Raw genomic sequence first — 12,397 nt, 5'->3', positions numbered from 1 at the left:
CCCTCACCCTGGAGCGGCAGGAACCTGCAGCACTGATTGGCCTTGTGGGTGCGATCGGCACCGGGCTTTCCCTGCGCCCTCTTCAAGAAAGAGGGCGAGACGAAAGGCAAGACTCGGACAGATCATGTCGCGAGAATGCGTTCTCATATTTCAAGCGCTGTTGCGCGTGACGCTTATCCCCTCATCCTGAGGTGCGAGCGCAGCGAGCCTCGAAGGATGCACGGCCCCGCTGGTGGCCGTCGATCCTTCGAGACGCCGCTTTGCGGCTCCTCAGGATGACGGACCTAACGGCGGCGCATGCGCGGGCATGACACTGAACAAGCTGCTTGAAAGGTTGAATCAGAAGCCCGCCGTCATGGCGAAGCGTGGCTTGCCGAGCCGTAGCTCGCGGCCGAAGGCCCGCCTTCGCCCTTGGGGCTTCGGCGTGGCATCCTTCTCTCGCTACGCGAACGAAGGATGGTGGGTGCGACAGGGATCGAACCTGTGACCCCTACCATGTCAAGGTAGTGCTCTCCCGCTGAGCTACGCACCCAAAGCCGTGTTTGGATCGGGTCCCTATAACGGACGGCGGCGGGGCAGGCAAGGATACAAAGTGAAGGTTTTTTGGCGAATCAGGCCGCCAGCAACTTATTCACTTCGCTAACCAATTCCCTGAGGTGCACGGGCTTGGACAGCACCTTGGCGTTTTTCGGCGCCTCCGAATCGGAATTGAGGGCCACCGCGGCAAAGCCGGTGATGAACATGATCTTGATATCGGGATCGAGTTCCGAGGCACGGCGCGCCAGCTCGATGCCGTCCATCTCGGGCATCACGATGTCGGTGAGCAGCATTTCGAACGGCTCCTCACGCAGCCGCTGATAGGCCGACATGCCGTTGTCGTGCGGCGAGACCTTGAAACCCGCATTTTCCAGTGCCTTGACCAGAAAGCGGCGCATATCGGTGTCGTCTTCGGCGAGAAGAATTTTCGGCATGGCAGGGATCGTCGAATCCGGCTTGAGGAGCAGTCCGAACAGTAAGCCCGACAGACGGTAAATTTCGGGTGAAATTTGCGTCAAGCCAGCGGCAAATGCGCGCCAGCCATTTGTGGACCGAACCACGCATCGAATCAACCTTGTGCGGCATTTCCCGCCTTTAAGACGCGTTCCAGCCCGCGCCACACTCTTTTCACTTGGCAGAATGATCGCGATTGCCGACAATGCCCGCCCATAAATCTCCGCTTTTCCGGCAGAATCAGTTCTTGCGGGGCGAGGTGGACGCAAGGGACGGCGCCAAGGGAATGACCGAATTTGCTGGCGAGTTGTCGCCCCCGTTCGAGATCGTTGAGCCGCAGGCCTGGCGCGCGCCGATCATCTTCAATTCCCCGCATTCGGGCTCGGTCTACCCGGCCGAGTTCCTCGAGGCGTCGCGAATCGACGTGGCGTCGCTGCGCCGCTCCGAAGACTCCTTCATGGACGAGTTGATCGCCGGATTGAACGATCGCGGCTTTCCGATCATCCGGGTCAACTTCCCGCGTTCCTATGTCGACGTGAACCGCGAGCCCTATGAGCTCGACCCGCGCATGTTCACCGGGCGGCTGCCGAGCTTTGCCAACACGCGCTCGATGCGGGTGGCCGGCGGCCTCGGCACCATCCCGCGCGTGGTCGGCGACGGGCAGGAGATCTACCGCGAGCGGCTCGACGTCGACGAGGCGTTGCGGCGGATCGAGGTGCTCTACAAGCCCTATCACCGCGCACTGCGCCGGCTGATCAACAAGGCGCACCAGGCGTTCGGTGCCGTGATTTTGGTCGATTGCCATTCGATGCCGTCGGTCGGGGTATCGCGCGACGAGCCGCGCCGGCCCGACGTCGTGATCGGCGACCGCTACGGCACGAGTTGCGCGCCGCTGCTGCCCGACCTGGTCGAGGAGATGATGAGCTCGCTCGGCTATTCGGTCGGCCGCAACAAGCCCTATGCCGGCGGCTTCATCACCGAGCATTACGGCAACCCGGCGAGCGGCCTGCACACCGTGCAGATCGAGCTCAATCGCGCGGTCTATATGGATGAGCGCCAACGCGAGCGCGGACCGCGCTTCGCCCAGGTGGCGGCCGACTTTGCGTCGCTCGCGGATGCGCTCGCGAAAATTCCGTTCGGGGATCTCGGCCCGTTCCAGGCGGCAGCGGAGTAAAACCTTCGTCGGCCACCCGTGGTGCCGATGAAGTCATGAACCAAGAATTCAAATTGGCGACGCGATAGGCGCCGAATTGGATTTTCAGTTCACTCGCGGAAATGACGGCCCAAAGAAAAAAGGGCCGCTTGAATGAACAAGCGGCCCAAGTCTAGGGAGGAAACGCCCAAGGAGGGCAGCGATAGCGCGAGGCGCTACCGCACCGCAACAATATGCGACCGCGCTGCACAAAACGCAAGAACTTTCGAAACATTTCTTCTGTAATGTTGGTAAGTCTGGCGAAACTGCAACACGACCAGCGGACCGAATTAAGGTTTTTAATATCAATAGCTTACATGAGAAATCACGATCGGACAGCGTTCAGCGCATAGCTTGTATACCAGAACTCGCAACTTCGTGATCCGCCCCGAAGCCAGGAAGACTTTCGAATCGAAGCCAAATCGAAAGTCCGGAACCGGGTCATCAGGCTGGGATAACACTCCGTTAATCGTGCGCGCCGCCTGGGATTGAGCTAGGCAAGAGCACATCCGGTATCTATCGCGTCGTTTGCGCATTTCAGGGACATGCCGTGACGGTCATCGACTTTACCGCCTTCATCGGCCGCCTCGCGACCGCATCCGGCGAAACCATCCTGCCCTTCTTCCGCACCTCACTCTCGGTCGACAACAAGAGCTCGAGCGATTTCGATCCGGTCACCGAGGCCGACCGGGCCGCGGAAGCCGTGATGCGGCGGCTGATCAAGGCGAACTTCCCCCAGCACGGCATCGTCGGCGAGGAGTTCGGCAATGAGCGCCAGGACGCCGACTATGTCTGGGTGCTCGATCCGATCGACGGCACGAAGTCGTTCATCGCCGGCTTTCCGATCTGGGGCACGCTGATCGCGCTGCTGCATAAAGGTACGCCGGTATTCGGCATGATGCACCAGCCCTATATCGGCGAGCGCTTCTCCGGCGACAATGGTTCGGCGAATTACGCCGGGCCGTCGGGCGCGCGGCGGCTCTCGGTGCGGCGCTGCGCTTCGCTGAAGGAGGCAACCGTCTTCACCACGAGCCCGCTGCTGATGAATCCGGATGACCGCGCCCGCTTCGGCCGCGTCGAGCACGCGGCGCGCCTGTCGCGCTACGGCGGCGACTGCTACTCCTATTGCATGCTCGCGGCCGGCCATCTCGACCTCGTGGTCGAGACCGAGCTGAAACCCTACGACATTGCCGGCCTGATCCCGATCGTCACCGGCGCCGGCGGCGTCGTCACCACCTGGGAGGGCAAGCCGGCGCAAGGCGGCGGGCGCATCATCGCAGCCGGCGACCCACGCGTGCACGAAGCCGCGATGAAGCTGCTCAACGCCTGATCCTTGCTCCGCCTGATTTCTTGAGTTGCCGGGCGATTGATCTGCGCCCATCCTGACGGCAACGAGAAAAGTCAGGGACGGGCGACATGACGATGTGCGGCAGGCTGCTGGCAGCCATTCTCCTGCTTCTCGCGCCCGTCACCGCCAGCGCCCAGCAATTCCCGACGAAGCCGATCCGGCTGATCGTGCCGTTCCCGCCCGGCGGGCCGAACGACATCATCGCGCGGGTGATCGGGCAGAAGATCTCGGAACTGGTGAAGCAGCCGATCATCGTCGACAACCGCGCCGGCCAGGGCGGCGTGCTCGGCACCGATGCGGTCGCGAAGGCCGCCCCCGACGGCTACACGGTTGCGATCGCGAGCGCCGGCGCGCTGGCGATCAGCCCGAGCATGGAGAAGATCGCCTACGACACGCTGAAGGATCTCGCACCGGTGACACTGGTCGCGACCGTGCCGGAGATGCTGGTTGTCGCCACCGACGTACCGGCAAGGAACATGAGCGAGCTGGTCGCGCTCGGCAAGGCGCAGCCGGGCAAGCTCAACTTCGCCTCCTCCGGCCCCGGCAGCCTGCCGCATCTGGCCTGCGAATTGTTCAAGCTGACGGCGAAGATCGACATCGTGCACGTGCCCTATCGCGGCGCGGCGCCGGCGGTGAATGATCTGTTGGGTCAGCAGGTGCAGATGACCTTCTTCGACCTGCCGGTGATCCTGCCGCAGATCAAGGCGGGCACGTTGCGGCCAATCGCACTCGGCGGCCGCGAGCGCGCCCCGACCGCGCCCGACGTGCCGACCACGACAGAGGCCGGCATGCCCGACCTGATCATCGAGAACTGGTACGGCATGGTCGCCCCCGCCGGAACGCCGCCGGCGATCATCACCAGGCTGAATCGGATCGCCACCGAAGCGATGGCTGATCCGACGGTCAAAGCAGCTCGCCGAGCAAGGCCTGACGCTGGTCGGCGACACGCCGGAGCATTTCCGCGACTTCATCGCCGCCGACATCAAGAAATGGGCGAAGGTGATCGAGGAGGCCGGCGTGGTGACGGCGAAGTGAGATTAATAGTCGAGCCGGCCGCGCAACTCTTCGAACGGAAGCATGACGTGCTTACGAAACGGCGGGCGCTGCTGCAGCCGCTGATACCAACGCTCGACCGCCGGCAGCGGCGGGCGGGCGATCTCGAGTTCGAAATAGCGATAGAGCGAAGTTCCCGCGGTGAAATCCGCGAGCGACAACGTCTCACCGAGCAGGAACGGCGTGGCTTCGAGCAGGCGTTCGAGCTTGGCAAAATGCTGCTCGCAGCGGGCGAGTGCCTTGTGAATCGCTAGCCAGTCGCGCTGGCTCTCGGGCGTGCGGAAAAATCCCCAGAACACGCCGCCGAGAAAATCCGGCTGCAGCGCGGTTTGCGACCAGTCCATCCAGCCATCGACCCGCGCCCGGACCACGGGATCGTCTGACCAGAAGCGGCCGTTGCCATGGCACGCGGCGAGGTAGCGCAGGATGGCGTGGGATTCCCAGACCGTCGCGTCGTCGTCCCTGACGACGGGCACGCGGCCATGCGGGTTCATCGCGCGGAACGCCGCGCATCGAGCCCGCCGAATGCACCGCCGGCATCGACGTGCTCGTGCGCGCAGATCGAGCTCGCCGATCAGCCACATCACCTTCTGCACGTTGAACGAACTGCGCCGTCCCCAGACCCTGAGCATTGCACTCTCTCCTCAGCTTCGTCAGCGCTGCGCTTCGGCCCGCAAATATTCCACCAGCTGCTTGGCCGCGCGCGGCAATGCCTTGAAGCTGCGCGCGCAGATCGTCAGCCGGCGATTGGCCCAGGCGTCGCGGATCCTTATCGTTGTGATCGGCATCGCCGCCGCGCAGCGCCGCGCCGCGGTTTCCGGGATCACCGCGATGCCGACATCGGCGGCGACCATCTGGCAGATGGCGTCGAAGCCGCGCAGGCGGGCGCGGAAGCGCAACCGCGCACCAAGTTTTGCCGCGTGCCGCGAAATATGGACCTGCAGCGCCGACGTTGCCGTAAGGCCGACGAAATCGCGGCCGACCACCTCCTGGAAGTCGATCTGGCGGCGGCCGCCAAGATCACTGCGGCGCGACGCCACCAGCATCAGGCGGTCCTCGCTGAACAGGAAACGCTCGACGCTGTCGGGCAGCGCGTGTTCGGCGGCGAAGCCGAGATCGGCGGCGCCGCTGGCGATCGCAGTCGCGATATCGGTGCTCTCGCGCTCCTCGACGTCGACGCTGATATCGGGATGTTCGTGCAGGAACGCCGCCAGCGCCCGCGGCAGATGCTCCGACAGACCCGAGGTGTTGGCGAGCAGCAGCACGTTGGCGCGGACGCCGCTGGCATAGGCGGCGAGATCACTCTGCAAAGCCTCGACATTATGCATCACGATCCGCGCGTGACCGAGCAGGCTCTCGCCCGCCGCCGTCAATTCGACGCCGCGGCGGCCGCGCTTGAGCAGCGCGACGCCGAGCGCCTCCTCGAGGCCCTTGATCCGCTCGCTGGCCGAGGCTAGCGCAAGGTTTGCGCGCGCCGCGCCCTGGGTGATGCTGCGTGCATCCGAAACCGCGATGAACAATTGCAAGTCGATCAGGTCGAACCGCATGACGTTTCCCGCCCCGCCCTTCGGACCGTCCGAAGGCTAACTCCGTAACCTCCAGATTGTGCCGATCGCGTCGATCGGTCAATGTGCAGCCATGGTCGACCATCTCCTGATCTTCATCGCTTTCGCCTTCCTGCTCGCCGGCTTCGTCAAGGGCACACTCGGCCTCGGGCTGCCGACGGTCGCGATGGGACTGCTCGCAACCACGATGGCGCCGGGTCAGGCGATTGCGATCGTGATCGTGCCGGCGATCGTCACCAATATCTGGCAGACCTTCGTCGGCCCCTATCTGCGCGACATCCTCAAGCGGCTGTGGCCGCTGATGCTCGGCACCGTCGTTGGAATCTGGATCAATGCCGGGCTATTGACCGGTCCTTACGCGGCCTACGGCACCGTGGTGCTCGGCGCGCTGCTGGTGATCTACGCGATCGTCGGCCTGAGCAGGTTCAACTTCAAGGTCGCGCGACGCCACGAGAAATGGGTCGGCGGCATCGTCGGCGTCATCACCGGGCTGATCTCGGCGGCAACCGGCGTCCAGGTCATTCCCTCGATGCCGTTCATGCAGGCGATCGGCATGGACAAGGACGAACTGGTGCAGGCGCTCGGCGTCTTCTTCACCACCGCGACCATCGCACTCGCCTTCAACCTCACGGCCTCGGGGCTGCTGACCGCGGCCACCGCGCTGCCGGGCGCGGTGGCGATGGTGGCGTCGTTCACCGGCATGTTCATCGGCCAGGCGGTCCGCACACGGATGCAGCCGGACGTCTTCCGCCGCTGGTTCCTGATCTCGATGATCCTGCTCGGCATCTATCTGGCCGGCAGCGCGCTGCTCAAGATCCACGGCTAGAGATTCTTGTTTGACGCGTTTTCTTCACGCGAACCGGTAGCCACTTCGCTCGAAAACGCTCTGGCGACGGCTAGCGCGCCTCCAGCATGGCGACGCGGACGCCGAGATAGATGAAGAGCGCGCCGAGCGAACGGTTGATCCAGGCGATCACGCCGGCCGATTGCCGGATGCGGCCGGCAGCCCGCGCCGCAAAGGCTGCGAGGCCAAGGCACCACAGCGTGCCGCCGGTGATGAAGATCAGTCCGAGCACCAGGAAGGCCAGCGTCTTGTGCGGCGAGTCCGCCGCCACGAATTGCGGCAGGAATGCCAGGAAGAACAGCGCCACCTTGGGGTTCAGAATGTTGGTCAGCGCCCCCTGCCAGAACACACGCGAGATCGAGGTCTCGCCGCCCTGCCCGGCGATCTCCGCGATCGGCTTGGCGCGCGACAGCAGCATCTGCAGGCCGGTCAGCACCAGATATGCCGCGCCGATCAGCTTGACGGCCAGGAACGCGGTCGATGACGCCATCAGCAGCGCCGACAGCCCGATCGCCGCGCCCAGCACGTGGACCAGGCAGCCGCAGCTGATACCGATCGCCGCAGCGGCTCCGCCGCGCCATCCGTGCTGAATCGTGCGCCCTATGATATAAGCGGTATCCGGCCCCGGCGTGACGTTGAGCAGCAGCCCGGACAGGACAAACAGCCAAAGCTCGTGAATTCCCAGCATCTCGGCCACATTAGCCTATGTAAGTAACGACCCTGAAAGGACGGTCAGCCAACCTGCGCCATCCCAGCGACACACGAATTCAGTAGAGAAACGGACTGTACGATCCGTTGGTCGCATGCCAATTCCTGCTACTATGCATTATAGGTGCCCGTAAACCGAGCTTCCGCCGGACCCGGCCTGTCTTGTAAGTATCGGATTCGGTCACCTCGGCTAAGTGGCCAATTCCAGGGCACAGGAGACATGGAAAGACGGCTCGCTGCCATTCTTTGCGCTGATATCGCCGGCTATTCCCGCATGATGGGTGTCGACGAGGCGGGGACGCATGCCTCGTTCAAGGCGCACCGCAGCGCGATCTACCCGATCATCCTCAACCATGGCGGCCGAATCGTCAAAAACACCGGCGACGGCTTCCTGCTGGAATTTCCGAGCATCATCGGCGCGATCGAGGCAGCCGTCGCGATGCAGACCCTGATGGCCGAGCGCAACGAACATCTGCCGGCCGACCGCGCCATGCACTTCCGGATGGGCGTCCACATGGGCGACGTCATGGCCGACGAGGACGAGGTGTTCGGCGACGACGTCAACATCGCCGTCCGTCTCGAGACGGTCGCCGTGCCCGGTGGAATCGCGGTGTCGGACAAGGCCCGCACCGAGTCAGGGCGGCGGCTTGCCGTCACCTTGGTCGATGCCGGCCCGCACCGCTTCAAGAACATCACCGAACCGGTCCATGTCTGGACCTGGGTGCCGGCCGGATCCGACCTCCAGGAGAAGACGCCGGATGACGGCCCGCATTTGCCGGGGCAATACCGGACCGCGATCGTCGGTGTGCTGCCGTTCGACAATCTGAGCGGCGGAGCCGACGAATATTTCTCCGACGGCCTGACCGAGGATCTGATCCACGCGCTGTCGCTGCAATCCTTCTACCGCGTGCTGAGCCGCAACTCGACCTTCGCCTACAAGGGCAAGAACGTCTCGACCCGCCTGATCGCGCGCGAAATCGACGCGAGCTATCTGATCCAGGGCTCGGTGCGCCGCGCCGGCAACAAGATCCGCGTCTCCGCCGAGTTGATCGCGCCCGAGAAGGGCGAGCAGCTGTGGACCGGCCGCTACGACCGCGACATGGGCGACCTGTTCGCGATGCAGGACGAGATCACCGCCAACCTTTCCGCCGCGGTGGCCCAGGAGATCTACCGCGCCGAGGCCTCGGCACCGGCGCGCTCGCCGAACGCCGAACTGACCGCGTGGGATCGCTTCCTGAAGGGTCTGTCGCACTACTATCACCAGACCAAGGAGGACTGCGAAACCGCGATCGCGCTGTTCAAGGAGGCGATCGAGCTCGACCCCGCGCTGTCGATCGCGCGCGCCTATCTCGGGCTGATCCAGATCCAGAGTATCCAGTTCGGCTGGATTCCGAGCACGCGCCAATTGTGGGCCTCGTCGGTCAGCCTGGCCGAGAGCAGCGTCCGGCTCGACCCGCGCTCCTCGTTCGCATTTTCGCTGCTGGCCTATCTGCATGCGATGCAGGGCCACTACGAAGCCGCGATGGACGCCATCAAGCGGGCGATCGAGCTCAATCCCTACGACATGGGCGCCCGCGGCGTGCTTGGAATCTGCCATATGGTGATCGGCGATCATCGCAAGGCGGTCGATCTGTTCTCGACGGCGGTTCAGCGCGGCAACAGCGACCCGCGCTACCAATGGGCCGCGCTGAACGCGTTCAGTCATTATCTGCTCGGGCAATATGACGCATCGCTGTCATGGTCGCGCGAGGGGCTGTATCTCAACCCGAACCATCTGCAGTGCCTGGCGGTGCGCAGCGCCGCGCTCGCCCAGCTCGGCCGCGCCGACGAAGCCGCGCAGGCGGCCGAGGCGCTGCTCGCCAGCCATCCCGACCTCACGGTCGAACGTCATTTGCGCAATTTCCACTGGAAGAACCCGGCCGACATCGCGCTCTATCGCGATGGGCTCTTGAAAGCCGGCCTCCCCTTCGGCAAACTCGCTCTGGTTGCATCCAATTCGAAATTCGCCGCTGATTCCTGAGCGAATTCATCCACCGGTAATGGATGCTTTTTAAGCTGAAGCTTTTCAGGATGTGGTTTGATGTCCGATACGGCTGCAAGCGCGACACCCGCCCCGCAGGTTTCTCCTGACAATCCCTGCCCGTTCCTGCGTGCGCTGGTCGCCGGCGACTATGTCGGCGGCCATATCGTGCCGCTGCCGAAGCTGACCGAAACCATCGACCGCGCCACCGGCAAGACCGGCCTTCCGGCGCTCAGCGCCGGCGCCAAGATCTTCATGGTCGCGCAGATGGCCAACGGCATCGGTCCGTTCAGCCAGATTCGCAGCCTGTTGCAGGGCGCGATCCTCGACGAGTTGCGCAATGGCCCGCTCGACAAGCACGGCGCCGGCTCGCGCATCCTCGACCAGCATGCCGTCGTGCATGAGGACGAGATCGCGCGGCTCGCCACCTTCGGCACGGACTACAAGGCCCCCGACGGCAGCGTCGAGCGCGGGCTGTCGGCCTCCGAGATCAAGACGTTCATGGCGGCAAACTTCCAGCGCGCCAAGAACGAGCATCCGCCGTCCTACGCGATCCTGCACTGCTACTACCCGCTCTTGATGCTCGGCGAGTGGCCGGTGCTGCTCGACATCATGGGCAAGGGCGAAGGCAAGGACCGCTACCTCAGCATCGCCGAGGTCAGGACCCTGTTCGTGGAAAAGCGCTTTCCGGACCGGATCGTCGCGCTGCTCAACGGCTGAGCCCGACACCGGCTCGCGTGAAGAAAACGCGTCAGGATAAAATGCGGATCATTTGAACAGCGGAGTACCCGGCACGAAGGCGTCGAACGCCGCCCAGAACTGCCCGCGGTAGCGATCCTGCTCCTGCAGGATCTCGTGCTTGGATCCGGCGATCACGAGATGCGAGCCGGCGCGCAAATGATAGGCGAATTCCTCGATCGCGGCCGTCGACACCACCTCGTCATTGCTCGCCGCCAGCATCAGGATCGGCTGGCGGATTTCGGTTGGATACGACATGCCGCGGAAGGTGCGCATCGCGGTGAACGCGGTGTCGGCCCAGGCGATCGTCGGCGCTGCGATGCCGAGCGTCGGGTCTTCTTCCAGGATCGCCGCGTTGCGGGCGTGGCGCACCGGATCGCTGGTCACGGGATTACCAATGAAGGGCGCGAGGCCGACCAGCTCGCCGCCGCCGCCCGGAACGTAGCGGCCACCCTGCCCGGCCAGCCGCATGATCCGGAGCAGCGCGCTCGGAAACAACGACACGCGCCGGCGCGGCAGGTCGATCATCGGCGCCGACAGCACCATGCGATCGAACCAGCGCTTGCCGGCATGCGCGACCCGCAGCAGGACAGCGCCGCCCATCGAATGCGCCAGCGCGAAATAGGGCGGCGGGCAATCCGGCAGCACCACCTGCTGCACGAAGGTCTCGACGTCGACCTCGTAGTCGGCGAAGTCGCGCACGTAGCCCTTGCGCGGATCGCGCAGCCGCCGCGACGAATGGCCCTGCCCGCGCCAGTCGATCATCGCCACCGCAAAGCCGCGGTCGCGCAGGTCGCGCACGGTCTCGAAATATTTCTCGATCATCTCGCCGCGCCCGCCGAACACGCAGACCGTGCCCTTGCGGCCGGGCGGCGGCGCCCAGCGCGCGAAGCGCAGCTCGGCTCCGTCAGGTGTCTTGATGGTGCCACTGACAACGTCGTCCGGAACCGGGTTGGCGGGGATCGAGACGAGCGTCATGCAGGAGACCGGAGTGGAGGGACAGGGTGGAGATCAAGGACGCCGGCGCCGAAAAAAGCGACGCGGTTTCCGCCTCTTGAACGCGACGTGACCCCTCCCATATCACCTCAGTGCAGGCCGCTACCAGTGTTTCGGAACCGGAACATCAGGCTGCACACACGGCCCGATGGCGGGCGGGTAACTGAAACAGTCGCTCATTGGAGGACTACCCTATGCGTAGCTACGACCTCACTCCGTTCTATCGTTCCACCGTCGGCTTCGACCGCCTCTTCAGCCTGCTCGATCAGGTGACCTCGGACGGCAGCCCCGGCTATCCCCCCTACAACATCGAGCGCACCGGCGAGAACGCTTACCGGATCAGCGTTGCGGTCTCCGGCTTCTCGCAGGCCGAGCTTTCGATCGTCGCGAAAGAGAACACGCTGACGATCAAGGGCGAGAAGACCGCCAACGAGAACTCCGGCAACAGCGCCGAAGTGCTCTATCGCGGCATCGCCTCCCGCGCCTTCGAGCGCGTCTTCCAGCTTGCCGACTTCGTGCAGGTGAAGAACGCTTCGCTCGAGAACGGCCTGCTCCACGTCGATCTCGTCCGCGAGATTCCCGAGGCCAAGAAGCCCCGCAGCATTCCGATCGGCGGCGGCGACAAGGCCCCGCAGGTGGTTGACGGCTCGGCCAGCAAGGTCGCGGCCTAAGCAACACGTCCCGCGTCGGCAGATATTGGCTGAACGCGAAAACGCCCCGGGAAACCGGGGCGTTTTTGTTGTTGGCGTCGTAGCCCGGATGGAGCGCAGCGAAATCCGGGGACTTTTGTCCTGGCGCGACCGTCCCGGATTACGCTTCGCTCCATCCGGGCTACGGAGCGACGCTGGTCACTCCAGCCCCTGCACCTTCGGCATTTCCTGGGTCGGCAGGATCGCGGGGGCCGGCGCCGGCGGCGGCGGAGCGGCCTGACCGACGGTCGGAG

The 12,397-nt window shown here is 64.4% G+C and carries 11 protein-coding genes, 1 tRNA gene and 1 pseudogene; 7 read left to right on the top strand and 6 right to left on the bottom strand.

Annotated features, from left to right (window positions below):
• Nucleotides 1-457: 457 nt before the first annotated feature.
• Nucleotides 458-532 (bottom strand) — tRNA-Val (locus tag H8B02_RS38480).
• Between the two features lie 79 nt (nt 533-611).
• The gene (cpdR, locus tag H8B02_RS38475; protein WP_092123795.1) at nt 612-971 is read right to left on the bottom strand and encodes a cell cycle two-component system response regulator CpdR; all 360 of its coding nucleotides are present in this window, start codon (nt 969-971) and stop codon (nt 612-614) included.
• 305 nt (nt 972-1,276) lie between these two features.
• Here cpdR and H8B02_RS38470 point away from each other — a divergent pair, with 305 nt between their 5' ends.
• From H8B02_RS38470 to H8B02_RS38460, 3 genes and pseudogenes are all read left to right on the top strand, one after another.
• On the top strand, nt 1,277-2,164 hold the full coding sequence (locus tag H8B02_RS38470) for an N-formylglutamate amidohydrolase (protein ID WP_229170962.1): 888 nt from the start codon (nt 1,277-1,279) through the stop codon (nt 2,162-2,164).
• Between the two features lie 568 nt (nt 2,165-2,732).
• Nucleotides 2,733-3,512 carry a histidinol-phosphatase gene (gene hisN, locus H8B02_RS38465; RefSeq protein ID WP_229170961.1) on the top strand — a complete coding sequence of 260 codons (780 nt, stop codon included), beginning with the start codon at nt 2,733-2,735 and terminating at the stop codon, nt 3,510-3,512.
• Between the two features lie 86 nt (nt 3,513-3,598).
• Nucleotides 3,599-4,565: pseudogene (locus tag H8B02_RS38460) on the top strand (Bug family tripartite tricarboxylate transporter substrate binding protein).
• Nucleotides 4,566-4,567: 2 nt separating this feature from the next.
• On the opposite strand, the gene H8B02_RS38455 reads toward H8B02_RS38460, so the two are convergent.
• Both H8B02_RS38455 and H8B02_RS38450 read right to left on the bottom strand, forming a co-directional pair.
• The gene (locus tag H8B02_RS38455; protein ID WP_283842302.1) at nt 4,568-5,215 is read right to left on the bottom strand and encodes a glutathione S-transferase N-terminal domain-containing protein; all 648 of its coding nucleotides are present in this window, start codon (nt 5,213-5,215) and stop codon (nt 4,568-4,570) included.
• A 21-nt stretch (nt 5,216-5,236) separates the two neighbouring features.
• Nucleotides 5,237-6,130: a LysR family transcriptional regulator gene (locus H8B02_RS38450; RefSeq protein WP_176529113.1), complete on the bottom strand. Its 894-nt coding sequence runs from the start codon at nt 6,128-6,130 to the stop codon at nt 5,237-5,239.
• 91 nt (nt 6,131-6,221) lie between these two features.
• Between H8B02_RS38450 and H8B02_RS38445 the strand changes: the two genes are divergently transcribed.
• Nucleotides 6,222-6,974, top strand: a complete 753-nt coding sequence (locus tag H8B02_RS38445) for a sulfite exporter TauE/SafE family protein (protein ID WP_212313876.1) — start codon at nt 6,222-6,224, stop codon at nt 6,972-6,974.
• A 70-nt stretch (nt 6,975-7,044) separates the two neighbouring features.
• On the opposite strand, the gene H8B02_RS38440 is transcribed toward H8B02_RS38445, so the two are convergent.
• On the bottom strand, nt 7,045-7,680 hold the full coding sequence (locus H8B02_RS38440; RefSeq protein WP_092126693.1) for a LysE family translocator: 636 nt from the start codon (nt 7,678-7,680) through the stop codon (nt 7,045-7,047).
• Between the two features lie 240 nt (nt 7,681-7,920).
• Between H8B02_RS38440 and H8B02_RS38435 the strand changes: the two genes are divergently transcribed.
• Together H8B02_RS38435 and H8B02_RS38430 are read left to right on the top strand one after the other, a co-directional pair.
• Nucleotides 7,921-9,720 (top strand): adenylate/guanylate cyclase domain-containing protein, encoded by a 1,800-nt coding sequence (locus H8B02_RS38435; protein WP_229170959.1) that lies wholly within the window; start codon nt 7,921-7,923, stop codon nt 9,718-9,720.
• 60 nt (nt 9,721-9,780) lie between these two features.
• Nucleotides 9,781-10,440 carry a hypothetical protein gene (locus H8B02_RS38430; protein WP_229170958.1) on the top strand — a complete coding sequence of 220 codons (660 nt, stop codon included), beginning with the start codon at nt 9,781-9,783 and terminating at the stop codon, nt 10,438-10,440.
• Nucleotides 10,441-10,488: 48 nt separating this feature from the next.
• Here the strand turns inward: H8B02_RS38430 and H8B02_RS38425 are convergent, their stop codons facing one another.
• Nucleotides 10,489-11,436 (bottom strand): alpha/beta hydrolase, encoded by a 948-nt coding sequence (locus H8B02_RS38425; protein WP_229170957.1) that lies wholly within the window; start codon nt 11,434-11,436, stop codon nt 10,489-10,491.
• Nucleotides 11,437-11,648: 212 nt separating this feature from the next.
• Here H8B02_RS38425 and H8B02_RS38420 point away from each other — a divergent pair, with 212 nt between their 5' ends.
• Nucleotides 11,649-12,125 carry an Hsp20 family protein gene (locus H8B02_RS38420; RefSeq protein ID WP_229170956.1) on the top strand — a complete coding sequence of 159 codons (477 nt, stop codon included), beginning with the start codon at nt 11,649-11,651 and terminating at the stop codon, nt 12,123-12,125.
• The last annotated feature ends 272 nt before the right edge of the window (nt 12,126-12,397 follow it).

The organism is Bradyrhizobium altum, from assembly GCF_020889705.1.
Lineage (GTDB): Bacteria > Pseudomonadota > Alphaproteobacteria > Rhizobiales > Xanthobacteraceae > Bradyrhizobium > Bradyrhizobium altum.
This window is presented reverse-complemented; position numbering and strand designations above follow the sequence as displayed.

Coding starts and splice junctions, on each gene's coding strand:
- H8B02_RS38450 (WP_176529113.1), bottom strand. CDS start 6,130: ATGCGGTTCGACCTGATCGACTTGCAATTGTTCATCGCGGTTTCGGAT.
- H8B02_RS38420 (WP_229170956.1), top strand. CDS start 11,649: ATGCGTAGCTACGACCTCACTCCGTTCTATCGTTCCACCGTCGGCTTC.
- H8B02_RS38455 (WP_283842302.1), bottom strand. CDS start 5,215: ATGCTCAGGGTCTGGGGACGGCGCAGTTCGTTCAACGTGCAGAAGGTG.
- H8B02_RS38430 (WP_229170958.1), top strand. CDS start 9,781: ATGTCCGATACGGCTGCAAGCGCGACACCCGCCCCGCAGGTTTCTCCT.
- H8B02_RS38470 (WP_229170962.1), top strand. CDS start 1,277: ATGACCGAATTTGCTGGCGAGTTGTCGCCCCCGTTCGAGATCGTTGAG.
- H8B02_RS38435 (WP_229170959.1), top strand. CDS start 7,921: ATGGAAAGACGGCTCGCTGCCATTCTTTGCGCTGATATCGCCGGCTAT.
- H8B02_RS38445 (WP_212313876.1), top strand. CDS start 6,222: ATGGTCGACCATCTCCTGATCTTCATCGCTTTCGCCTTCCTGCTCGCC.
- cpdR (WP_092123795.1), bottom strand. CDS start 971: ATGCCGAAAATTCTTCTCGCCGAAGACGACACCGATATGCGCCGCTTT.
- H8B02_RS38440 (WP_092126693.1), bottom strand. CDS start 7,680: ATGCTGGGAATTCACGAGCTTTGGCTGTTTGTCCTGTCCGGGCTGCTG.
- H8B02_RS38425 (WP_229170957.1), bottom strand. CDS start 11,436: ATGACGCTCGTCTCGATCCCCGCCAACCCGGTTCCGGACGACGTTGTC.